Origin of the sequence: Pseudodonghicola flavimaris (assembly GCF_030164425.1) — a bacterium.
Classification (GTDB): domain Bacteria; phylum Pseudomonadota; class Alphaproteobacteria; order Rhodobacterales; family Rhodobacteraceae; genus Pseudodonghicola; species Pseudodonghicola flavimaris.
The window spans coordinates 257,192-278,919 of record NZ_JASNJD010000002.1 but is presented as its reverse complement, the minus strand read 5'-3'; the positions used below and the strand labels follow the sequence as shown (position 1 = coordinate 278,919).

Sequence of the window (21,728 nt, the reverse complement as noted above, 5' to 3'; positions counted from 1 at the left end):
GCGGCCTGAACTGGAACCTGCCCGGCCCCCATGCAGAAAGGAACACGACATGCATCGCAAGTTCATCGCCCTGATCTCGGGTCTCGCCGTCGCCGTCGCATTGACCGGTGCCAGCGCCGCTCCGGCTCGCGCTGACGGGTCGGATGCCGCCAAAATCTTCGCCGGCCTCGCGGCTCTGGCCATCATCGGTGCCGCCATCGACAACGCCAACGATCATCCGCCGGTGATCAATCGCCAGGTGATCGTGCAGCCGCCGCGCCACGTCTATGCGCCGCCGCGTCCGGTCTATGTCCAGCCGCGCCCGGTCTACGTGCAACCGCAGCGCAACGTCTATGTCGAACGGCATGTGAACAAATACGTCACCAAGAAGGTGATCAAGCCGGTCAACCGCGACGCCCGCCCGGTGGTCCGCAAGCAGGTCACCAAGGAGGTCAACGTCTACCGGCACCAACCCAACCGGGTCGTGACGCATACCTATCTGCGCTGATCCGGCCCCGGGGTCGGTCCCGGATCCGGGCATGGGGGGCGGTCTTCGGACCGCCCCTTTTTCATGGCCTGCCGTGGGGTTCTGTCGCTTGCCAGTTGAAACTGCCCGGCCGATGCCGTTCTATGGGCCCATTCAGACACGGACAGGACCCCAGCGGTATCGCCCGACCCCACGCCATTTTGCCCGGGTCGCAAAAGCATGCCGCACAGTAGGACGCTTCGCCGCCGTCAGGCCCCGCAGAGGGGACCTGACGCCGCCGGCGACGGCGGGCCCTGCCCCATCAGACACAGGACAGTGACGGGCGGGTGCAATGAAACCCAAGATTTTGACGACTCTGAAAACCTATTCGATGCCGGAACTCGGCGCGGATGTCTTGGCCGGGATCACCGTGGCGATGGTGGCGCTGCCGCTGAGCCTGGCGATTGCCATCGCCTCCGGCGCCGAACCCGCGGCCGGGCTGGTGACCGCCATCGTGGCGGGCTTCCTGATCTCGGCCTTCGGTGGCAGCCGGGTGCAGATCGGTGGCCCCACCGGGGCCTTCATCGTGGTGGTCTACGGGGTGATCGCCGAGCATGGCTATGACGGGCTGGTGCTGGCCACCTTCATGGCGGGGCTGATTCTGATCGTGGCCGGCTGGCTGCGGGCCGGCAATCTGATCTCCTTCGTGCCGGAACCGGTGATCAATGGCTTCACCATCGGTATCGGGGTGATCATCGGTTTCGGCCAGATCTCGAACTTCTTCGGGCTGACCCTGACCCATGAACCGGCCGATTTCATCGAGAAGCTCCCGGCGCTCTGGGCGGCGCGGGATACGCTGAGCTGGCAGAGCTTCGGCATCGGGGCGCTGACCATGGTGGCCATCGTGGCACTGCGCCGGCTGTTTCCGCGGTTCCCCGGGCTGATCGTCGCGGTGGGGATCGGATCGGCGCTGGCCGCCGTGCTGGTGCTGCCGGTGGACACCATCTTTTCCCGCTTCGGCGCCCTGCCGGATCGGCTGCCGATTCCGCATCTGCCGGAGGTCTCCTATACCCGGGTGATCGAACTGCTGCCCTCGGCGGCGGTGATCGCCTTTCTCGCCGGTGTCGAATCGCTGCTGTCGGCGATGGTGGCGGACCGGATGATCGGCGGTCATCACCGCCCCAACGCCGAGGTTCTGGCCCAGGGCATCGCCAATGTCGGGTCGTCGCTGTTCGGCGGGCTGCCGGCGACCGGGGCGATCGCGCGCACCGCCACCAACGTGCGCGCCGGCGGCAAGACGCCGGTGGCCGGCATGGTCCATGCGTTGACAATCCTGATCGTGATGATGCTGGCGGCGCCGCTGGCGGGATATCTGGCGATGCCGGCGCTGGCGGCGTTGCTGATGCTGACCGCCTGGAACATGACCGAGCCCGACAAGTGGAAGCTCTATATGAAGGCACCGGTTTCTGACCGGGTGCTGTTGCTGATGACCCTGGTGCTGACGGTGATCACCGATCTGACCGTGGCCATCGGCGTGGGGGTCGCGGTGGGGCTGGCGCTGCGGCTGCGGCGGCGCGAGGTGCCGCCGGCGGACTGGCATACGCCGGATCGCTGAGGCTGGGACTGCCTTCCCCCTTGCGCTGCCCCGGCTGCCGGGGCAGCAACGGTTCATGAGCACGCCTGATTATCACCTGGAGGAAGAGCTGCGCGCGCAGGGCTTCCTGCGCATCGCCGGTGTCGACGAGGTCGGCCGCGGCCCCATCGCCGGGCCGGTGACCGCCGCCGCCGTCATCCTGGACCCCGCGGCGATTCCCGAAGGCCTGAACGATTCCAAGAAGCTGACCGCGCGCCGCCGCGATGCGCTGGAGCAGAGCCTGCGCGCCTGCGCCGAGGTCGCCGTGGCCCATGCCAGTGTCGAGGAGATCGACGAGATCAACATCCTGCGCGCCAGCCATCTGGCGATGGAACGGGCGGTCGCGGCGCTGGACCCGCCGCCCGACTACCTGCTGATCGACGGCAATCTGATTCCCCGCGACCTGACCCTGCCGGCCCGCGCCGTGATCAAGGGCGACGCGATTTCCGTGTCGATTTCGGCGGCCTCGATCATCGCCAAAACCTGCCGTGACCGGCTGATGGTGGATTTGGCGCAACAGTATCCTGGCTACGGCTGGGAGACCAACGCCGGTTACCCCTCTGTCAGCCACAAAAACGCGCTGCGAAATCTGGGGATAACCCCACATCATAGGCGTTCCTTCAGGCCGGTACACAACATCTTGTATCAAGATAAATCAGTAAGTGACTGATTCAAAAAAGAAATTGACGGCGAATCGGGATTGACTCATTTTTACTGCTAATATGCGAGCGCGAAAAACGCGCCGTTCATGAGGCAGTACAATGACAAGAACCAATGCAAAGGGGGCGCCCGCGCTCCCTCTCAATACCATTTTGCCCGGCGACTGTATCGAGGTGATGAACGCCCTGCCTGAGGCGAGCGTCGACCTCATTTTCGCGGATCCGCCCTATAACCTGCAGCTCAAGGGCCAGCTTCACCGCCCCGACAACAGCCAGGTGGACGCGGTGGACGATCACTGGGATCAGTTCGATTCCTTCGCCGCTTACGACCAGTTCACCAAGGACTGGCTCAAGGCGGCGCGGCGGCTGCTGAAACCGAATGGCGCGATCTGGGTCATCGGCTCGTATCACAACATCTTCAGGGTCGGCGCGGCGCTGCAGAACGAGGGCTACTGGATCCTCAACGACGTGGTCTGGCGCAAGTCGAACCCAATGCCGAACTTCCGCGGCAAACGGCTGACCAACGCGCATGAGACGATGATCTGGGCCTCGAAATCCGAAGGCGCCAAATACACCTTCAACTACGAGGCGCTGAAATCGCTGAACGAAGGCATCCAGATGCGGTCGGACTGGGTGCTGCCGATCTGCACCGGTCACGAACGACTGAAGGACGAGAACGGCGATAAGGCGCATCCGACCCAGAAGCCGGAATCGCTGCTGCACCGGGTTCTGGTGGGCTCCACCAACCCGGGCGATGTGGTGCTCGACCCGTTCTTCGGCACCGGCACCACCGGCGCCGTGGCCAAGATGCTGGGGCGCGAGTTCATCGGCATCGAGCGCGAGGAGGCCTATCGCAAGGTGGCTGAAAAGCGCATCTCCCGCGTGCGGAAATTCGACCGCGAGGCGCTGCAGGTCAGCGCCGGCAAGCGGGCCGAGCCGCGGGTGCCCTTCGGCCAACTGGTCGAACGCGGCATGCTGCGTCCGGGCGAACAGCTCTATTCGATGAACAACCGCTACAAGGCCAAGGTGCGCGCCGACGGCACCCTGGTCGGCGGCGAGGTCAAGGGCTCGATCCATCAGGTCGGGGCAGCGCTGGAAGGCGCGCCCAGCTGCAACGGCTGGACCTACTGGTGCTTCAAGCGCGACGGCAAGGTGGTGCCGATCGACGTGCTGCGCCAGCAGATCCGCTCCGAGATGCGGCAGAACTGACCGCATTCGCTTTTCCGAACGACCGCCGGTGTCCTGCTGTCCACAGCGGGACACTGACCTGGCCCCGCCCCCTGTGGCGGGGCTCTTTTTGCGTGGCGCCACCTTTGGCCGCAGCAGGTTGGTTTTGCCTCTCCGCCGGTGCGGCGTTAGGAAGGCAGCCGACTGTGCCCCGCACGATGACAGGACATCCGGCCGATGAGCGAGCCCGCAGGCCAAGCCGCCTCTGACCACGCCAGCGCCCCCCGCGCACGGCGGTTTCGGGATCATCCGATGCCGCAGACGAAATACGCCGAGGCGGCGCTGGAACGGCACAAGCGCGAGGGGCTGGAACTGGCGGTGCGGATGCGCTGGATCACCATGCCGCTGCTCGGGGTCTTCGTGGTGATCATCAATCCGCATTGGGACGTGGTGTTCTATCACGCGATTCTGGCGCTGCTGGTGCTGAACGGCTGGCTGCTGCACCGCGTCGGCCGCGTCGGCCAGTCGCGGCTGGAAATGGCCCTGATCCTCGCCGATCTGACGCTGATGACCATCGGCATGGTGGTGCCGAACCCGCTCAGCGACGAAACGCAGCCGCTGGCGATGCAGTATTGGTACGACAATTTCCTGTATTTCTTCATCATCCTCGCCGCCGGCACCCTGGCGTTTTCCTGGCGCACGGTGATCGCCATGGGGGTCTGGACCGGCGCGCTCTGGGGGCTGGCGCTGGCGGTGGCCTGGGCGGTCGCCACCCCCTATCCCGGGCTGACCGAGGCCGCCCAGGCCGCCTTCGGCGCCGATCCGGAACTGGCGGCGCGGCTCGACCCGAATGCGTTTCACTTCCGGCTGCGGCTGCAGGAGGTGGTGGTGTTTCTCATCGTGGCGGTGACCCTCGGGTTTTCGGCGCGGCGGTTCGACCGGCTGCTGCTGGACAATGCCGGGCTGGAGCGCGAACGTGCCAATCTTTCACGCTATTTCTCGCCCAATGTGGTGGAGGAGCTGTCGCAGAACGACGAGCCGCTGAAACAGGTGCGGCGGCAGGATATCGCGGTGCTGTTCATCGATATCGTGAATTTCACCGGCTTCGCCGCCGACCGCGACCCCTATGAGGTGATCGGCGTGTTGCGCGAATTTCACGCCCGGATGGAACGCGAGGTGTTCCGCCATGGCGGTACGCTGGACAAATATCTGGGCGATGGGCTGATGGCGACCTTCGGCACCCCGGTTGCCGATGGCTGCGAGGCCGCCAATGCGCTGGATTGCGCCCGCGCCATGATCGGGGCGATGGACCGCTGGAACCGGTTGCGCCAGCGCTTTGGCGAGCCGGAAATCCACGCCGGCATCGGGGTGCATTACGGCACGGCGGTGCTGGGCGATATCGGCAACGACCGTCTGGAATTCGCGGTAATCGGCACTGCGGTGAATGTCGCCAGCCGGCTGGAGGCGATGACGCGGCCGCTGTCGGCACGGCTGATCATCAGCGATGCGCTGCGCGACCGGGTGCTGGACCAGACCTCGGGCGCCGCCAACGGCGTCGACAGCGCGCTCGAGGGCTTCACCCGGCTGCCGGACCAGCCGGTGCGGGGGCTGGAGATTCCGCTGACGATCTGGGCGCTTTATTAGGGGGGCGCTGCCCCCCGGGCCTGCGGCCGCCCCCCGGAGTATTTCCTCAGAGAAGAAGGGGCGCGCGGGTGCCTTTTCTTCTCTGCCCAAATACTCCCGCCGGAGGCTCCCTCCGTGGACCATGGCGCGCGGTTCGGGCGATTTTCTAGACGCTGCCGCGCGGCAGCGGGTTCCTGGCCTTGGTGTAGGGGGTCCAGTCGGTGATTTCGGGGTAATACATCGCCCGCCAGTGGCGCACCCGCGGGTTCATCACCCGCCGCCAGAGCGGCGGCACCATCGCCGCCATGGTCATGATCGGATAGCCGTAGGGCAGCTGCGGCGCCTCGGCGGCGGTGTAATTCTGCAGCAGCGGGAACCGCCGGTCGGGCTTGTAATGGTGGTCGGAGTGGCGCTGCAGGTTGATCAGCAGCCAGTTGGTGGCGCGATGCGCCGCGTTCCAGGAATGCTGCGGCATCACGTGTTCGTATTTTCCCTCGCCCAGGTATTTCCGGGTCAGCCCGTAGTGTTCGACGTAGTTGACCAGCTCCAGCTGCCAGATCGCCACCCCGGCCTGCAGCAGGAACAGCCCGAGCCCGGCCCAGCCGCCCAGGGCCGCGGCCAGCGCGATCATCGCGGCCTGCAGTGCCCAGTAGCGCCAGAAGGGGTTGGCGGGATCGGTCCAGGGCCGGCCCTTGCGGGCGAGCCGGGCTTTCTCCGCCCGAAAGGCCGAGTGCCAGACCTGTTTCAGCACCCGAGGGTAAAAACGGTGAAACCCTTCGTTATAGCGTGCGGTCACCGCGTCGCGCGGGGTGCCGACATAGGAGTGATGCACCAGCAGGTGTTCGGTGCGGAAATGAGAATAGAGCACCATCGACAGCAGCACATCGCCGAGGAAGCGTTCGGTCCTGTTCTTTTGGTGCATCAGCTCGTGGCTGTAGTTTATGCCGACAGTGCCGGTGATCACCCCCATGCCGAAGAACAGGACGACCTTTTCCAGCACTGACAGGTGATCGCTGTGAGTGACGTAGAAGATCAGCCCGTAGAGGGTGACAAACTGCAGCGGCACCCAGGCGGTGGTCAGCCAGCGATACCAGCGCAGCGCCTCGGGCGGGGCATTGGGATCGGCGTTCTCCAGATAGAGACCGGTGACCGCGTCTATGGCGGAGAACAGATACCAGGTGATCAGCGGCAGCAGCACCACCGTCCAGCCGCCGACGATGCCGCCCAGCCAGGCGACCGGGATCAGCAGGATCGAGCCCCAGAAGGGCGCCGCGCTCTGCCAGCGGGCGAGCTTGTCGGTCGGGATCATCGCGCATCTCCTGTTGCCGGATGGACGAGGTCTTGGGCCGCGAGTCTAGCCTATTCGCCGGCGATTGCCATGGGTCACGCTGCCCCGCCGCGCCAGAGATCATAGGCCTTGCGCATCACCGTCGGCAGGTCCGACGGGCGGAAAGCCGTGCGTTCGATCAGGTGCAGCCTGGGGGGCACCGGCCCATCGGGCAGGCGCGCGGCGCGGACCCGCAGGATCAGGTGGAAATGGGTGAAGGTATGGCGCACCTCCGCCTCCAGTTCCTGCCAGTCGGCGGCGAAGGGCGGCGCGTCTTCCGTCGGGGTTTCGGCCCATGGGGTGCCGGGCCAGCCCAGCATGCCGCCCAGAAGGCCGCTGTCGGGGCGGCGTTCCAGCAGCAGCGCGCCATCGGCGCGTTCGGCGATATAGGCGATGCCGCGGCGGGTGGGCTTGGTCTTTTTCGGCTGTTTCTTCGGCAGCTCCGGGGCGGTGCCGGCGCTGCGGGCCTGACAGGGATCGCGCCAGGGGCAGATGCCGCAGGCGGGCGATTTCGGGCTGCAGATGGTGGCGCCCAGATCCATCACCGCTTGGGCGTAATCGCCGGGCCGGGTCCGGGGTGTCAGCTGGGCGGCGCGCGCCTTCAGCGCCGGCTTGGCATCGGGCAGCGGCGTGTGAATATCGAACAGCCGCGCCATCACCCGTTCGACATTGCCGTCCATCACCACTTCCGGCCGGTCGAAGGCGATGGCGGAAATCGCGGCGGCGGTGTAGGGGCCGATACCAGGCAAGGCCAGCAGACGATCATGATCGTCGGGGAAGACCCCGCCATGATCGGCGGTGACCGCGCGGGCGCATTTCAGCAGGTTGCGGGCACGGGCGTAATACCCCAGCCCGGCCCATTCGCCCATCACATCGGCATCCTCGGCCGCCGCCAGCGCCTCCACCCGCGGCCAGCGGCGGGTGAAGCGGTGAAAATAATCGCGCACCGCCGCCACCGTCGTCTGCTGCAGCATCACCTCGGACAGCCAGACGCGATAGGGGTCGGGCATCACCCCGGCCCTGCGCGCGGCGGGGGCGACGCGCCAGGGCAGATCGCGGGCATGGCGGTCGTACCACTCCAGCAAAGTGGCAGAGAGGGCGGGGTCGGGACTGGTGTCACGCAATCTTTATTCGTCCGTCTTGCGGTTTCACTGGCGCTGGGCCAAGCGGGTCATAGAATAGCCCGAGGCAGAATGGAATCCACGCATGGCGCAGCGACAGTCCACAACACGCGGGTTCAAACGGACCGATACGCTGTTGAACGATCAGATCCGGCGCACCGGGGAAAGCCGCGGCTTTGCCGTGACCCGGGTTCTGACCCATTGGGCCGAGATCGCCGGTCCGGAGATCGCCGGCATCGCCCGCCCGGTGAAGATCGGCTATGGCCGCCAGGGCTTCGGCGCGACGCTGACCATTCTGACCACCGGCGCCCAGGCCCCGATGCTGGAGATGCAGAAGGACCGCCTGCGCGAGCGGGTCAATGCGGTCTATGGCTATAATGCGATCAGCCGGGTGCGCATCACCCAGACCGCCCCCACCGGGTTTGCCGAAGGCCAGGCACAGTTCACCTCGCCTGTGCCGCAAGCCCCCGCCGCACCTTCGCCCGAAATCCTGCAGGAGGCGGCCCGGGCCGCCGACGGGGTAGGGGATGCAGACTTGCGGGCGGCCCTTGAACGTCTGGGCCGCAACGTTCTATCCAAACAAAAAGATTGAGAAAGGGGTACATATGACCCGACTGGTTCCCGCGCTCTCCGCGGCCGCGCTGATGATGGCCGGCGCTTTCGTTTTCTCCGATCAGCCGGGACGCGCGCCCGCATCCTTCCTGGTCGGCGCCGCGAACGCCCAGGAAGCGGCCGAGGTCGACACCTCCACCATCGCCGAAATGACGATGGGGGCCGAAGACGCGCCGGTGACGATCGTCGAATACGCCTCCTACACCTGTCCGCATTGCGCCGACTTCGAACAGGGGCCGTTCAAGAAGCTGAAGGCGGAATATATCGACACCGGCAAGGTGCGGTTCATCTACCGCGAAGTCTATTTCGACCGTTACGGGCTCTGGGCATCGATGATCGCGCGCTGCTCCGGCGATACCGAGAAATTCTTCGGCATCAGCGATCTGATCTTCAAGACCCAGCGTGACTGGGTGCGGGCCGGCGGCCCGACCGAGATCGTCGATGAGCTGCGCAAGATCGGCCGGCTGGCCGGGCTGGAGAACGACACGCTGGAAGCCTGCCTGCAGGACGGCACCAAGGCACAGACGCTGGTGAAATGGTATCAGGAACATGCCGAGGCCGATAAGATCGACGCCACGCCGACCTTCGTCATCAACGGCGAGAAGGTGACCAACCAGCCGTGGGAGGATCTGAAGGCGCTGATCGAGGCGGAGATCGCCAAGCAATGACTGCCCCCCTCGAAGGTCTGAAAGTCGTCGAACTGGCGCGTATCCTGGCCGGCCCCTGGGCCGGTCAGACTCTGTCCGATCTGGGCGCCGAGGTGATCAAGGTCGAAGCGCCGCGCGGCGACGATACCCGCGCCTGGGGCCCGCCTTTCATCGAACGCGAAGGCGATACCTCGGCCGCCTATTTCCATTCCGCCAACCGGGGCAAGGCCTCGGTCATCGCCGATTTCGCGACCCCAGAGGGGCAGCAGAAGGTGCGCGACCTGGTGCGCGACGCCGATATCTTGATCGAGAACTTCAAGCTGGGGGGCTTGAAGAAATACGGGCTCGACTACGACAGCCTGAAAGAGGTCAACCCGCGGCTGATCTACTGCTCGATCACCGGCTTTGGTCAGGACGGGCCCTATGCCCACCGCGCCGGGTACGATTTCATCATCCAGGGCATGTCCGGGCTGATGTCGATCACCGGCGAACCGGGCGGCCAGCCGCAGAAGGCCGGCGTGGCGATCACCGATATCTATACCGGGGTCTATTCGGTCACCGGTATTCTCGCCGCGCTCTATCAGCGCGAGCGTACCGGCAAGGGCCAGCATCTGGATATGGCGCTTCTGGATGTGGCGGTCTCTGTCACCGCCAATCAGGCGATGAACTATCTCAGCACCGGGGTTGCACCTGGGATGATGGGCAACGCCCATATGAACCTCGCGCCCTATCAGGTGTTCGACTGTGCCGATGGCCATATCATCATCGCCACCGGCAACGACCCGCAATATCAGCGGCTGTGCCGCATCCTTGGGCTGGACGAGATGGCGGAGGCGCCGGAGTTCCTGCACAACAAGGACCGCCTGGCCAATCGCGCCGATTTGATCGCACGGCTGACGGCGGCGACCTCGAAACGCGGCAAGGCCGATCTTCTGGCTGCCTGCGAGGCCGAGGGCGTGCCCGCCGGTCCGATCAACAACATGGCGGAGGTGATGGCCGATCCGCAGGTCGTCGCGCGCGGCATGCAGATCGAGCTGGACGGGGTGCCGGGCGTCCGCTCGCCGTTCAAATTCTCCGATGCGGAGCTGAACCTGAGCCGGTCGGCGCCGAAACTGGGTCAGGACGATCCGGAATAGGGGCCGGAAGAAGGGCCGAAATAAGGGGTCGGCGGCGGGTTACTCCGCCGCCAGGTGCCGTTCGCCGCGCGCCTGGGCCAGGGCGATCTGTTTCTGCCGCTCGCGGAACCGCGCCTTGTCCTCTTCCGAGGTCTCGTTGATGCAGTGATGGCAGGACACGCCGGCCTCGTATTCCGGGCGGGCCTTGTCTTCCTCAAGGATCGGGCGGCGGCAGCCATGGCAGAGATCATAGGGCCCCTCTTTCAGCCCGTGCCCCACCGACACCCGGTTGTCGAAGACGAAACATTCGCCCTGCCAGGTGCTGTTCTCTTCCGGCATTTCCTCAAGATAGCGCAGGATGCCGCCCTTGAGGTGATAGACCTCCGGCACGCCCTGTCCCAGCAGGTAATTGGTGGATTTCTCGCAGCGGATGCCGCCGGTGCAGAACATCGCGATCCGCTTGTTGTGGAACCGTTCCTTGTTGGCCTCCCACCAGGCGGGGAAATCGCGAAAGCTCTCGGTCCGGGGATCGACTGCGCCCTCGAAGGTGCCGATGGCGACCTCGTAATCGTTGCGGGTGTCGATCACCGCCACATCGGGGCTGCGGATCAGATCGTTCCACTCCTCCGGCTCGACATAATGGCCGACGCGGGCCTTGGGATCGACATCGGGCTGGCCCATGGTGACGATCTCTTTCTTCAGCCGCACCTTCATGCGGGCGAAGGGGGGATGATCGCTCTGCGCCTCCTTCCACTCCAGATCGGCGCAACCGGGCAGGGCGCGGATATGGGTCAGCACCGCGTCGATGCCGGCGCGCGGACCGGCGATGGTGCCGTTGATCCCTTCGTGGGCCAGCAGCAGCGTGCCTTTGACCTCTTCCGCAAGGCAAAGGTCGAGAAGCGCCGGGCGCAGGGCCGCGGGATCGGCAAAGCGGGTGAAGTGGTAGAGGGCAGCGATGGTGTACATGGGCGCGGGATTTACGCCCAACCCCTGAGTCGGGCAAGAGCGCAGACCGCTTTACCACCCGCGGGATTGACGCAGGCGCGCAGGCTTTCTACCCCTTTGACAGACAAAGGAGACCGCCATGACCCATGCCCTGATCGTGATCGACGTCCAGAACGATTTTTGCCCGGGCGGCGCCCTGGCGGTGGCCGAGGGCGATCAGATCGTCGCCCCGATCAACGCGCTGATGGCAGAGTTCGACGCGGTGATCCTGACCCAGGACTGGCACCCGGGCGATCACTCTTCCTTCGCGTCGGTGCATCCGGGCAAGGTACCGATGGAACTGGTCGACATGCCCTACGGGCCGCAGGTGCTGTGGCCGGATCATTGCGTGATGGGCAGCGAGGGGGCGGAGTTTCACCCCGCGCTCGACACCACCCGGGCGGATCTGATCCTGCGCAAGGGGTTCCGCGCGGCGATCGACAGCTATTCGGCCTTCTTCGAGAACGATCATACCACCCCCACCGGGCTGGAGGGCTATCTGCGCAGCCGGGGCATCAACGAGCTGACGTTGGTCGGGCTCGCCACCGATTTCTGCGTCAATTACTCCGCCGTGGATGCGGCGAAACTGGGGTTCCGGGTCACCGTCGCGACCGGGCTCTGCCGCGGCATCGATGTCGAGGGTTCGCTGCAGGCGGCGCTGAATGGGATGCGGGTCGCCGGGGTCACCCTGGCGTGAGTCCGGCCCGACAGGCTGTGACCGGGATGCCGCCGAGCGGGGGGCATCTCGGCGCAAGTGATCGAATTTGATTGCAAAATATTAAGATCCGACCAGTCTAATCCGCCAAGGGGCATCGGGCAGAAACGGGGCGCCACGGATGCAGATGGCAGCACAAACGCGCAGCGACTCGCTGGCAGATTTCGAGCGGCGCAACAATCGCGCGGGGCTCCTGATCCGCTATGCGCGGGGGCGGGTGGCGAATTTCGGCAGCCGTCAGATCATGACCCTGTCGGGCGGTCTGCTGCTGTGGATCATGAACGGGCCGATCTATGGCATCGGCGCCATGCTGATCGCGGTTCTGGGCGAGGCGGTCGACTGCCTCTATCTGCGCGGGGTGGAACGGCGGCTGAAACAGGGTGCGCCGTTGCGCCGGGAACAAAGTCTCAGCACCGTGACCGCGGCGGTTCAGGCGTTGACCATCTCTGCCTGTATCGCACTGTCCTGGTTCGGTCCGGTGACGCAGCAAGCGCCGCTGTTCGCGGTGGCCTTTCTGGTGGGCGCGGCGATCAATGGCGGGCTGGTGCTGCCGTATCACCGGGGCGCCGGCAGCGTCCGGCTGGTGATCTACGCGATCCTGCCGGTGGTTCTTTTCGCCATCTCGGCGCTGCGTGTCGGCGAGCCGGATGCCCGGTTTGCCATGGATGCCGCCGGCACCCTGATGCTGGGTTTCATGGTGTTCAGCTTTCTCGATTTCGGGGTCTCCGGGTTTCGCCGTCACCTGCGCAATACCCGCGAGGTGATCGAGAAGAGCGCCGCGCTCAAGGCCGTCAACCGCAAGCTGGCGGCGCAGCAGAAAGAGGCGCACCGGCTGTCGCTGGTGGCGCGCAATGCCAATGACAGCGTTCTGTTGCTGAGCCGGGAGGGCACCATCCTCTGGGTGAACGAGACCTTTACCCGCAACACCGGGTTCACCCCGCAGGAGGCCTATGGCAAGACGCCGGGGCAGCTGCTGAACGCGCCCGACACCGACCTGACCAAGGTCGCGGAGCTGCGGGATGCGATCAAGCGGGGCGTCCCGTTTCGCTGCGAGCTGCTGAACCAGACCAAATCCGGAGAGCTGATCTGGGTCGACACCAATCAGGTGCCGGTGATCGACGAACAGGGCAAGGTCGAGATGGTCGTCGCGGTAGAGCGCGACGTGACCGAGGCGAAGCAACATCAGGAGGAGATGGCGCTGGCCCGGCTGGCCGCCGAAGAGGGCGCGCGCGCCAAGGCGGAGTTCCTTGCCACCATGAGCCACGAGATCCGGACGCCGCTGAACGGGGTCATCGGCATGGCGGATCTGCTGGCCGAAACCGGGCTGAGCCAGGATCAGGGGGTCTATACCGACACCATCCGCAGTTCGGCCCAGGCGCTGCTGACCATCATCAACGACGTCCTGGACCTGTCGCGGCTGGATGCGCGCAAGATGACGCTGTCGCCGGTCGATTTCTCGCTGAGCTCCTGTATCGAGGAACCGGTGCGGCTTCTGCGGCCGCAGTGCCGCAACAAAGGGCTGGCGCTGAAGCTGGATTTCCAGGGCGACGGGCCCGACCGGCTGCATGGCGACGACGGACGCCTGCGCCAAGTGCTGCTGAACCTGATCGGCAATGCAATCAAGTTCACCGAGGAAGGGCAGGTCGCGGTACGGGTCATCAATCGCGCCCATGAGGCGGGCAGCGATCTGACCATCGAGGTGGAGGATACCGGTATCGGCATCCCCGAGGACAAACAGGAACTGATCTTTGAGCGGTTTTCCCAGGCCGATGCTTCGACCACCCGGCAGTTCGGCGGCACCGGGCTGGGTCTGACGATCTCGCGCATGCTGATCGAGACGATGGGCGGCACGATTTCGGTCCGTTCGGCGCCGGGACAGGGCTCCTGTTTCCGGCTGCATCTGCTGCTGCCGCCGGCAGAGCAGGAAGTGGTCTCCGATCTGAGCGCCGTCCCGCTGAGCGAGGCGGAGCTGCATGCGGCGCTGGAAGGTCGCCGGATCCTCGCCGCCGAGGACGCAGAGGTGAACCGCACGCTGATCCGCAAGTACCTCAAGGGGTTCTCGGTCGAGCTCAGCTTTGCCCATGACGGCCGCGCGGCGGTGGACAAGACGCTGGAGGATCGCCCCGATCTGGTACTGATGGACATGTCGATGCCCGAGCTGAACGGCATCGAGGCCACCCGCCGCATCCGTGCCGAGGCCGATCATCAGCCGGTGATCATCGCGCTGACCGCCAATGCCTTCGACAGCGACCGCGCCGCCTGTCTTGAGGCCGGGATGGATGGATTCCTCAGCAAACCGGTGCGGCGGGCCGAGCTTCTCTCTGGCATGGCACGGCAATTGCGGCTGCGGCCGGGGCAGCCGGTGCACTGATTTTCCTTGGCCCCGGGGGCTGCTCTGACGTATCACCCTCACGCAGCTATGAAAGAGGCCCGTCTTGGTCGATATCGCATCCCGCGTCTATAACCATAAGTGGAAGATCGATCCGATCGTGCGATCGCTGATCGATACCGATTTCTACAAGCTGCTGATGTGTCAGTCGGTGTTCCGCAACCGGCCCAAGACGCAGGTGACGTTTTCGCTGATCAACCGATCCGACCAGGTGCCGCTGGCCAAGCTGATCGACGAGGGCGAGCTGCGCGAACAGCTCGATCACATCCGCTCGCTCAGCCTCAGCCGGGGCGAAAGCACCTGGCTGCGGGGCAATACCTTCTACGGCAAACGGCAGATGTTCCGCCCCGATTTCATGGAGTGGTTCGAGAACCTGCGCCTGCCGCCCTACTACCTGGAACGGCGCGGCGATCAGTACGAGCTGACCTTCGAAGGCGACTGGCCCGAGGTGATGATGTGGGAAATCCCCGCGCTCGCCGTGCTGATGGAACTGCGCAGCCGCGCGGTGCTGAACGATCTGGGCCGGTTCGAGCTGAAGGTGCTCTATGCCCGGGCGATGACCCGCCTGTGGGAAAAGATCGAGCGGCTGCGCGAACTCTCGCCGCTGGGGATCGCCGATTTCGGCACCCGCCGGCGGCATTCCTTCCTGTGGCAGGACTGGTGCGTGCAGGCGATGATCGAGGGGCTGGGCCGCAAGTTCACCGGCACCTCGAACTGTCTGATCGCCAAGGAACGCGATCTCGAGGCGATCGGCACCAACGCCCATGAGCTGCCGATGGTCTATTCGGCTTTGGCAGAGTCCGACGCCGAGCTGGCCCAAGCGCCCTATCGCGTGCTTGCGGATTGGCAGGAGGAACACGACGGCAACCTGCGGATCATCCTGCCCGACACCTATGGCACCAAGGGCTTTTTGGAAAACGCCCCGGATTGGCTGGCCGGCTGGACCGGTATCCGCATCGACAGCGGCGATCCGGTCGCCGGCGCCGAGGTGGCGATCGACTGGTGGAAGTCGCGCGGCGAGGATCCGACGAAAAAGCTGGTGATCTTCTCCGACGGGCTCGATGTCGACAAGATCGTCGAACTGCACGGCAAATTCGCCGGCCGGGTCAAGGTCAGCTTCGGCTGGGGCACGCTTCTGACCAACGATTTCCGCGGCCTGGTGCCGAACGATGCGCTGGCGCCCTTCAGCCTGGTCTGCAAGGCGGTCAGCGCCAACGGCCATCCGACGGTGAAACTGTCGGACAACCCGGAAAAGGCGATGGGCCCGGCCGAGGAAATCGAACGCTACAAGCGGGTGTTCGAGGTCGGCGAACAGGAACGGATCGCGGTGGTGGTGTAGGGCGTCGGGCCTCAGCCCCGCCGCCGCATCCGCCGCTCCCGCCAGATCACCATCAGCCCGCCGGCGACGATCAGCAGCGCGCCGGGAAACAGATCGGCGAAGGGCGCCTCGTCGAAGATCAGCCAGCCGAACAGCAGGGCGAAGGGGATGCCGAAATAGGAAAACGGCGCCAGCGTACTCTGTTCCGCCATCCGGTAGGCAGCGACCATGCACAGAACTGCGGTGCCGCCGAAACTGCCCATTGCCACGATCCAGCCCAGATCGGCCAGGCTGTGCGGCCCGTCGAAGCCGCCGGTGCAGAGCGCCAGCACGATGGCCCCCACCATTGCCGTCCCCGAGGAATAGAGGTTGACCAGTGGGCTCGGCACCTCCGGATCGATCCGCCGTGCCGTCACCGCCGCCAGCGCGTAGAGCATGGCCGATCCGATCGGCGCCATCGCCATCATGTCGAAACTGTCGCTGCCCGGTTTCATGATCCAGACCACCCCGGCAAAGCCCAGCAGAACCGCGCTCCAGCGCAGCAGCCCGACCCGTTCGCCCAGGATCGGCACCGCAAAGGCAGTCATGAACAGCGCGTTGGAATAGGTGATGGTCGAGGCGGTGGCAAAGGCCAGATGCGCCAGCGACAGATAGAACAGGAACTGGGCGAAGGTGACGAAGACGCCGCGCAGGCCGGCCAGCGGCCATTGCCGGATGATCCAGCGCCGGTCGGAGCGCCGCCAGCTGGCGGAGGTCCACAGCGCGATCAGCGAGGGGGCCAGCCCGATCAGGTTGCGATAGGCCGAAAGCTCTGCCGCCCCATAGTGGGGCGACAGAAATTTGATCACCAGACCCATGAGGTCGAACAGCACAAGCGACAGCAGCGTCAGCCCGATCGCCAGCCAGACCTGTTCGCGCCGCCCATGAGTCATGGGCGGCTCAGCCGTGATAGGCGGCGACGGTCTTCAGCTGCGAGAAGCCGTAGAGCGCCTCAAAGCCTTTCTCGCGGCCATGGCCGGATTTGCCGACCCCGCCGAAGGGCAGCTCGACCCCGCCGGCGGCGCCATAGTTGTTGATGAAGACCTGACCTGCGTGCAGCTTCTTGGCCAGCCGCATCTGGCGGGAACCGTCGCGGCTCCAGATGCTGGCGACCAGACCGTAATCGGTGCCATTGGCGATCTGTACTGCTTCTTCCTCGGTGTCGAAGGGGATCAGCACCTGCACCGGGCCGAAGATCTCGTCCTTGGCCAGCGGGTGATCGCCGGGCACGTCGGCGAAAAGCGTCGGGCACAGATAGGCGCCGCTGTCCAAGGCGCTGGCGACGATTTCGCCCTGCGCGGCGATGGTCAGATCGGCGCCCTTGTCCAGGAAACCGCTGACGATCTCTTTCTGCCGGGCGGAGATCAGCGGCCCCATCCGCAGGTCCTCCATCGCCGGCCCGACGGTGATGGCGCCATAGGCCTCGGCCATCCGGCGCTTGACCTCGTCATAGACGCCGCGCTGCACCAGGATGCGGGACGAGGCGGAACAGGTCTGCCCGGCGTTCTGACAGCCGGCATTGACCAGAAACGGCAGCGCCGCGTCCAGATCGGCGTCGTCGAACACCAGCTGCGGCGATTTCCCGCCCAGTTCCAGCGTCACCGGGATCACGTTCTTGGCCGCCGCCGTCTGCACCAGGATGCCGGTCGGCACCGACCCGGTGAAGCTGATGTGATGGATGCCCGGATGCGCGGTCAGCGCTGCGCCGGCCTCGGCGCCGATGCCCGGAACCACGTTCAGCGCGCCGGCGGGCAGCCCGGCTTCCATCGCGATATGGGCAAAGGCCAACGCCGTCAGGCAGGCCTCTTCCGCCGGCTTCAGCACCGCGGCATTGCCCATGGTCAGCGCCGCGCCGACCGACCGGCCGATGATTTGCATCGGATAGTTCCAGGGCACGATATGCCCGGTCACCCCATGCGGCTCGCGCAGGGTATAGACGGTATAGCCTTCCATGAAGGGGATGGTTTGGCCATGCACCTTATCGGCGGCGCCGCCATAGAATTCGCAATAGCGCGCCAGCGCGATGGCATCGGCGCGGGCCTGGGTCAGCGGTTTGCCGACATCCATCGCCTCCAGCACCGCCAGGCGCTCGACATTCTCCAGCACCAGCTGGCCGATGCGGGTGATGATGCGGCCGCGTTCCAGCGCCGTCATCCGGCCCCAGTCGCCGTCCATTGCGGCCTGAGCCGCCTGCACCGCCGCATCGATATCGGCGGCGCCGCCGCGGGCGATCTCGCAGATGGCACTGCCGTCCGAGGGGTTGACCAGCGGCAGCGTCTCACCGCCTTGCGCCGGCACCCAGGCGCCGCCGATCAGGCAAAGGGTGGGATCGAACCAGATGGGGGTGGTATCGCTCATGAAAGGCTCCTGACGTCTCCGGGGCGCGCGCAGCCGGCCCCTTCTTCTCTGTCCAAATACTCCCGCCGGAGGCATCGGCGCAGCCGATTTCCTCATCGTTGGCGGTCGCCGCTCACCCCAGCGCCGGCAGCGTGGGCGCGGCGGCGATCAGCGTTTGGGTATAGGGGTGGCGCGGCGAAGTGAAGACCTGTTCGGTCTCTCCGGCCTCGACGATCTCGCCCGACTGCATCACCAGAACGCGATCGGTCACCGTGCGCACCACGCTCAGATCGTGGCTGATGAAGAGATAGCTCAGCTGATAGGCGGCGCAGAGCTCCACCAGCAGATCGAGGATCTGGGCGCGGACCGAGACATCGAGCGCGCTCACCGCCTCGTCGAAGAGGATCAGCTCGGGCCGGATGATCAGGGCGCGGGCGATGGCGATCCGCTGCCGCTGGCCGCCGGAGAATTCGTGGATGTACTTTTTCGCGTCGCTGGCCTTCAGCCCCACCGCCTCCAGCGACTCGGCGATGGCCTTGTCGCGGGCGGCGCCGGTGGGCGGCGTGTCGAGCAGGTGGAAGGGTTCGGTCACCAGCCGGTCGACCCGGTGGCGCGGGTTGAAGCTGCCGAAGGGATCCTGGAACACCACCTGCATGCGCCGGCGCACGTCCGGATCGGGCCTGTGGCCGGACCAGACCGGTTTTCCGTCCAGCAGGATTTCACCGCCCTGCAGCGGCTCCAGCCCCAGGATCGCCCGGGTCAGGGTCGATTTTCCGCAGCCGGATTCGCCGACCAGCCCCAGCCGTTCGCCGCGGTTGAGGGTAAAGCTCACCCCCTTGACGGCGCGATGATGGCCCGGGTCGCGGAACACATGGCGGCGCGGCAGGCGGTAATCGCGGATCGCGCCCTTCACTTCCAGCAGCGGTTCCGCCGCCGGCGGCTCGGGCAGTTGCACCTGATGGCCGGAGGCCTCGAACAGCATCCGCGTGTAGGGATGCGACATGTTGCGGAACAGCTCGCGCGTCGGGCCTTCCTCGACCAGTTCGCCATGGCGCATCACCACGATGCGGTCGGCCATGTCCGACACCACGGCCAGGTCGTGGGTGATCATCAGCAGCCCCATGCCGAAGTCTGCGACCAGGCTTTGCAGCAGATCGAGGATCTGCGCCTGTGTCGTCACATCCAGCGCCGTGGTCGGTTCATCCGCGATCAGCAGTTTCGGCCGCAGCGCGATGGCCATGGCAATGACGACCCGCTGGCGCTGGCCACCCGACAGCTCGTGCGGGAAGCGCGACAGCGGAAACCGGTCCTCGGGCAGGCCGACGCGGTCCAGCATCTCACGCGCGCGGGCGCGGGCCTCGTCCTTCGGCATCGCCTTGTGGATCAGGATGGTCTCCATCACCTGATCGCCGATGGTCTTGACCGGGTTCAGCGCCGTCATCGGTTCCTGGAACACCATGCCGATGTCGCGGCCGCGAGTGGCGCACATCTGCGCTTCGGTCCGTGTCAGCAGGTCCTGGCCTTCCAGCAGGATTTCGCCGCTGGCCTCGGCCCGGTCCGGCAGCAGGCCCATGACCCCCAGCGCGGTCATCGACTTGCCCGACCCGCTTTCGCCGGTGACGGCGACGATCTCGCCGGGGGCGACGGAAAAGCTCACGTCCCTGAGGATCTCTACATCGCCGATCCGCAGCGACAGGTTTCGGATATCGAGAAGGCTCATGACCGGCGCACCCGCAGTTTCGGGTCGAGCAGATCGCGCAACCCGTCGCCCAGAAGGTTCAGCCCCAGCACCGTCAGCACGATGGCAAGGCCGGGGATCAGCGCCATATGCGGCGCCAGGCTCACCATGGTCTGGGCATCGGCCAGCATGCGGCCCCAGCTGGGCACCGGCGGCTGCGCGCCGAGCCCGACATAGGACAGCCCCGCCTCGGCCAGGATGCCGAGCGAGAACTGGATGGTGCCCTGCACGATCAGCAGGTTCAGTACGTTGGGCAGGATATGTTCGAAGGAGATCCGCGCCTGCGACTTGCCCGCCACGCGGGCGGCCATGATGAACTCCCGTTCCCACAGAGACAGCGCGGCGCCGCGGGTGATGCGGGCGAAGACCGGGATGTTGAAGATGCCGATGGCGATGATGGCATTGACCGCGCCCGGCCCCAGAATGGCGGTGATCAGGATGGCGATCACCAGCGAGGGGAAGGCGAAGACCAGGTCGTTGCCGCGCATGATCAGCTCATCCAGCCAGCTGTCCTTGCGGGCGGCGGCCATCAGCCCCAGCGGAATGCCGAGCGCCATGCCGATGCCGACGGCGACCAGCGCCACCGCGATCGAGGTGCGGGCGCCGACCATGATCATGCTGAACATGTCGCGGCCGAAGTGATCGGTGCCGAACCAATGGGTCATCGACGGCGGTCTCAGCTTCGCCGGGATATCCATCGCGGCGACGTCGTAGGGGGTCCAGACGAAGGAGATCAGCGCCGCCAGCACCACGAGCGAGGACAGAAGCCCGCCCAGAATCAGATTGCGTTTCATGTGCGCTGCCTCAGTCTTGGGTCGACGGCGGCATAGGCCAGGTCCACCAGGAAGTTCACCGCGATGACGGCGAAGACCAGCAGCATCACCACCGATTCCACCACGATCAGGTCACGGGCGGAAATCGCCTGGAACACCAGCCGGCCCAGCCCCGGCAGGTAGAAGACCTGTTCGATGATGATGGCGCCGGCCAGCAGGAAGGAGAATTGCAGCCCGATGATCGTCAGGACCGGGATCATCGCGTTGCGCACGGCGTGACGCCACAGCGCCTGCCTCCGGCTCAGCCCCTTGGCGCGGGCGGTGCGCATGAAATCCTCGCCGAGGATATCCAGCAGGGCAGAGCGCATGACCCGGGCCAGGATCGCTGCCTGCGGCAGCGCCAGCGCGATCGCCGGCAGGGTCAGCGAATGGATGCCGGCCCAGAATCCCTTGTCCCAGCCGGCAAAGCCGCCGGCACCGAACCAGCGCAGGTTGATGGCGAAGACCAGCACCAGCATCATCGCGAACCAGAAGTTCGGGATCGCCACGCCCAGCTGGGTCGCGCCCATCACGGCCATGTCGCCGGGCTTGCCACGCCGCGCGGCAGCATAGATGCCGGCGGGAAAGGCGATCAGCGTTGACAGCCCCAACGCATAGAGCGCCAGCGGCAGCGACACCCACAGCCGGTCGGCGACCATCTGCGCCACCGGGGTGCGATAGGTATAGGAGGTGCCGAAATCCCCGTGCAGCATGCCGCCGACCCAGCTGAGATAGCGTTCGATCTTCGGCACATCGAGCCCGAGTTCGCTGCGCAGCGCGGCGACGGTATCGGGCTGGGCATTCAGCCCGAGCATGAAGGAAGCCGGGTCTCCCGGCGCGATTTCGATCACGAAGAAGATCACCAGGCTGGCGACGGCCAGGCTGAGGACCAGCGAGATCAGGCGTTTGAGCGAATATCTTAACATCGGCGCCAACCTAGGCAGGGTGCGCGCCGGGGTCCAGAGGGATAAAGCCCCGGCGACGTGGGAAAAATCCGGCCGCCTCCGCGGGTGGGCGACGGGCCGGAGCCGGCCGCAAAAAGGGCCC

Annotated in this window: 19 protein-coding genes; 11 read left to right on the top strand and 8 right to left on the bottom strand. The window is 65.8% G+C overall.

From position 1 onward, the window contains the following. The first annotated feature begins 49 nt into the window (after positions 1 to 49). From QO033_RS03975 to QO033_RS03955, 5 genes are all read left to right on the top strand, one after another. The gene (locus QO033_RS03975) at positions 50 to 487 is read left to right on the top strand and encodes a hypothetical protein (protein WP_284479633.1); all 438 of its coding nucleotides are present in this window, start codon (positions 50 to 52) and stop codon (positions 485 to 487) included. 310 nt (positions 488 to 797) lie between these two features. Further along, positions 798 to 2,060 carry a SulP family inorganic anion transporter gene (locus QO033_RS03970; RefSeq protein ID WP_284479632.1) on the top strand — a complete coding sequence of 421 codons (1,263 nt, stop codon included), beginning with the start codon at positions 798 to 800 and terminating at the stop codon, positions 2,058 to 2,060. A gap of 55 nt (positions 2,061 to 2,115) precedes the next feature. Further along, positions 2,116 to 2,748, top strand: coding sequence for a ribonuclease HII (locus QO033_RS03965; protein ID WP_284479631.1), 633 nt, complete (start codon positions 2,116 to 2,118; stop codon positions 2,746 to 2,748). A 91-nt stretch (positions 2,749 to 2,839) separates the two neighbouring features. Beyond that, positions 2,840 to 3,946 (top strand): site-specific DNA-methyltransferase, encoded by a 1,107-nt coding sequence (locus QO033_RS03960; RefSeq protein WP_284479630.1) that lies wholly within the window; start codon positions 2,840 to 2,842, stop codon positions 3,944 to 3,946. A gap of 195 nt (positions 3,947 to 4,141) precedes the next feature. Further along, positions 4,142 to 5,548 (top strand): adenylate/guanylate cyclase domain-containing protein, encoded by a 1,407-nt coding sequence (locus QO033_RS03955; RefSeq protein ID WP_407682089.1) that lies wholly within the window; start codon positions 4,142 to 4,144, stop codon positions 5,546 to 5,548. A 145-nt stretch (positions 5,549 to 5,693) separates the two neighbouring features. On the opposite strand, the gene QO033_RS03950 is transcribed toward QO033_RS03955, so the two are convergent. Both QO033_RS03950 and mutY read right to left on the bottom strand, forming a co-directional pair. Next, complete coding sequence (locus QO033_RS03950) at positions 5,694 to 6,836, bottom strand: alkane 1-monooxygenase (protein ID WP_284479629.1); 1,143 nt, start codon at positions 6,834 to 6,836, stop codon at positions 5,694 to 5,696. A 74-nt stretch (positions 6,837 to 6,910) separates the two neighbouring features. Continuing rightward, positions 6,911 to 7,978 carry an A/G-specific adenine glycosylase gene (gene mutY, locus QO033_RS03945; protein WP_284479628.1) on the bottom strand — a complete coding sequence of 356 codons (1,068 nt, stop codon included), beginning with the start codon at positions 7,976 to 7,978 and terminating at the stop codon, positions 6,911 to 6,913. 82 nt (positions 7,979 to 8,060) lie between these two features. On the opposite strand from mutY, the gene QO033_RS03940 reads away from it, so the two are divergent. Genes QO033_RS03940 through QO033_RS03930 form a run of 3 tightly spaced genes read left to right on the top strand, consistent with a single transcriptional unit; the run spans position 8,061 to position 10,370 of the window. Next, a complete protein-coding gene (locus tag QO033_RS03940; RefSeq protein WP_284479627.1) occupies positions 8,061 to 8,567 on the top strand; it encodes a DUF721 domain-containing protein in 507 nt (168 codons plus the stop codon). 13 nt (positions 8,568 to 8,580) lie between these two features. Beyond that, positions 8,581 to 9,255 (top strand): DsbA family protein, encoded by a 675-nt coding sequence (locus tag QO033_RS03935; RefSeq protein ID WP_284479626.1) that lies wholly within the window; start codon positions 8,581 to 8,583, stop codon positions 9,253 to 9,255. Beyond that, complete coding sequence (locus tag QO033_RS03930) at positions 9,252 to 10,370, top strand: CaiB/BaiF CoA transferase family protein (protein WP_284479625.1); 1,119 nt, start codon at positions 9,252 to 9,254, stop codon at positions 10,368 to 10,370. Before QO033_RS03935 ends, QO033_RS03930 begins: the two co-directional genes overlap by 4 nt. A 39-nt stretch (positions 10,371 to 10,409) precedes the next feature. Here QO033_RS03930 and trhO read toward each other — a convergent pair whose 3' ends face one another. After that, positions 10,410 to 11,315, bottom strand: coding sequence for an oxygen-dependent tRNA uridine(34) hydroxylase TrhO (gene trhO, locus QO033_RS03925; RefSeq protein WP_284479624.1), 906 nt, complete (start codon positions 11,313 to 11,315; stop codon positions 10,410 to 10,412). A 118-nt stretch (positions 11,316 to 11,433) separates the two neighbouring features. Here trhO and pncA point away from each other — a divergent pair, with 118 nt between their 5' ends. The 3 genes from pncA (at position 11,434) to pncB (ending at position 15,776) form a co-directional block, all read left to right on the top strand. Beyond that, positions 11,434 to 12,030, top strand: a complete 597-nt coding sequence (gene pncA, locus QO033_RS03920; protein ID WP_284479623.1) for a bifunctional nicotinamidase/pyrazinamidase — start codon at positions 11,434 to 11,436, stop codon at positions 12,028 to 12,030. 145 nt (positions 12,031 to 12,175) lie between these two features. Then, positions 12,176 to 14,419 carry an ATP-binding protein gene (locus QO033_RS03915; RefSeq protein ID WP_284479622.1) on the top strand — a complete coding sequence of 748 codons (2,244 nt, stop codon included), beginning with the start codon at positions 12,176 to 12,178 and terminating at the stop codon, positions 14,417 to 14,419. A 64-nt stretch (positions 14,420 to 14,483) separates the two neighbouring features. Further along, on the top strand, positions 14,484 to 15,776 hold the full coding sequence (gene pncB / locus QO033_RS03910; protein ID WP_284479621.1) for a nicotinate phosphoribosyltransferase: 1,293 nt from the start codon (positions 14,484 to 14,486) through the stop codon (positions 15,774 to 15,776). Between the two features lie 11 nt (positions 15,777 to 15,787). On the opposite strand, the gene QO033_RS03905 is transcribed toward pncB, so the two are convergent. The 5 genes from QO033_RS03905 to QO033_RS03885 form a co-directional block, all read right to left on the bottom strand. After that, entirely contained in the window at positions 15,788 to 16,687 is a 900-nt protein-coding gene (locus QO033_RS03905) for a DMT family transporter (RefSeq protein WP_284479620.1), read from the bottom strand. A 7-nt stretch (positions 16,688 to 16,694) separates the two neighbouring features. Further along, on the bottom strand, positions 16,695 to 18,152 hold the full coding sequence (locus tag QO033_RS03900) for an aldehyde dehydrogenase family protein (protein WP_284479619.1): 1,458 nt from the start codon (positions 18,150 to 18,152) through the stop codon (positions 16,695 to 16,697). A 112-nt stretch (positions 18,153 to 18,264) separates the two neighbouring features. Next, positions 18,265 to 19,851: an ABC transporter ATP-binding protein gene (locus tag QO033_RS03895; RefSeq protein WP_284479618.1), complete on the bottom strand. Its 1,587-nt coding sequence runs from the start codon at positions 19,849 to 19,851 to the stop codon at positions 18,265 to 18,267. Further along, positions 19,848 to 20,663: an ABC transporter permease gene (locus tag QO033_RS03890; protein ID WP_284479617.1), complete on the bottom strand. Its 816-nt coding sequence runs from the start codon at positions 20,661 to 20,663 to the stop codon at positions 19,848 to 19,850. Before QO033_RS03890 ends, QO033_RS03895 begins: the two co-directional genes overlap by 4 nt. Then, on the bottom strand, positions 20,660 to 21,607 hold the full coding sequence (locus tag QO033_RS03885; protein WP_284479616.1) for an ABC transporter permease: 948 nt from the start codon (positions 21,605 to 21,607) through the stop codon (positions 20,660 to 20,662). Before QO033_RS03885 ends, QO033_RS03890 begins: the two co-directional genes overlap by 4 nt. Positions 21,608 to 21,728: the final 121 nt, after the last annotated feature.

What these genes read in the sequence shown, in the direction of transcription:
- QO033_RS03975 (WP_284479633.1), top strand. Translation starts at nt 50, where the DNA reads ATGCATCGCAAGTTCATCGCCCTGATCTCGGGTCTCGCCGTCGCCGTC.
- QO033_RS03970 (WP_284479632.1), top strand. Translation starts at nt 798, where the DNA reads ATGAAACCCAAGATTTTGACGACTCTGAAAACCTATTCGATGCCGGAA.
- QO033_RS03965 (WP_284479631.1), top strand. Translation starts at nt 2,116, where the DNA reads ATGAGCACGCCTGATTATCACCTGGAGGAAGAGCTGCGCGCGCAGGGC.
- QO033_RS03960 (WP_284479630.1), top strand. Translation starts at nt 2,840, where the DNA reads ATGACAAGAACCAATGCAAAGGGGGCGCCCGCGCTCCCTCTCAATACC.
- QO033_RS03955 (WP_407682089.1), top strand. Translation starts at nt 4,142, where the DNA reads ATGAGCGAGCCCGCAGGCCAAGCCGCCTCTGACCACGCCAGCGCCCCC.
- QO033_RS03950 (WP_284479629.1), bottom strand. Translation starts at nt 6,836, where the DNA reads ATGATCCCGACCGACAAGCTCGCCCGCTGGCAGAGCGCGGCGCCCTTC.
- QO033_RS03940 (WP_284479627.1), top strand. Translation starts at nt 8,061, where the DNA reads ATGGCGCAGCGACAGTCCACAACACGCGGGTTCAAACGGACCGATACG.
- QO033_RS03935 (WP_284479626.1), top strand. Translation starts at nt 8,581, where the DNA reads ATGACCCGACTGGTTCCCGCGCTCTCCGCGGCCGCGCTGATGATGGCC.
- QO033_RS03930 (WP_284479625.1), top strand. Translation starts at nt 9,252, where the DNA reads ATGACTGCCCCCCTCGAAGGTCTGAAAGTCGTCGAACTGGCGCGTATC.
- trhO (WP_284479624.1), bottom strand. Translation starts at nt 11,315, where the DNA reads ATGTACACCATCGCTGCCCTCTACCACTTCACCCGCTTTGCCGATCCC.
- pncA (WP_284479623.1), top strand. Translation starts at nt 11,434, where the DNA reads ATGACCCATGCCCTGATCGTGATCGACGTCCAGAACGATTTTTGCCCG.
- QO033_RS03915 (WP_284479622.1), top strand. Translation starts at nt 12,176, where the DNA reads ATGGCAGCACAAACGCGCAGCGACTCGCTGGCAGATTTCGAGCGGCGC.
- QO033_RS03905 (WP_284479620.1), bottom strand. Translation starts at nt 16,687, where the DNA reads ATGACTCATGGGCGGCGCGAACAGGTCTGGCTGGCGATCGGGCTGACG.
- QO033_RS03900 (WP_284479619.1), bottom strand. Translation starts at nt 18,152, where the DNA reads ATGAGCGATACCACCCCCATCTGGTTCGATCCCACCCTTTGCCTGATC.
- QO033_RS03895 (WP_284479618.1), bottom strand. Translation starts at nt 19,851, where the DNA reads ATGAGCCTTCTCGATATCCGAAACCTGTCGCTGCGGATCGGCGATGTA.
- QO033_RS03890 (WP_284479617.1), bottom strand. Translation starts at nt 20,663, where the DNA reads ATGAAACGCAATCTGATTCTGGGCGGGCTTCTGTCCTCGCTCGTGGTG.
- QO033_RS03885 (WP_284479616.1), bottom strand. Translation starts at nt 21,607, where the DNA reads ATGTTAAGATATTCGCTCAAACGCCTGATCTCGCTGGTCCTCAGCCTG.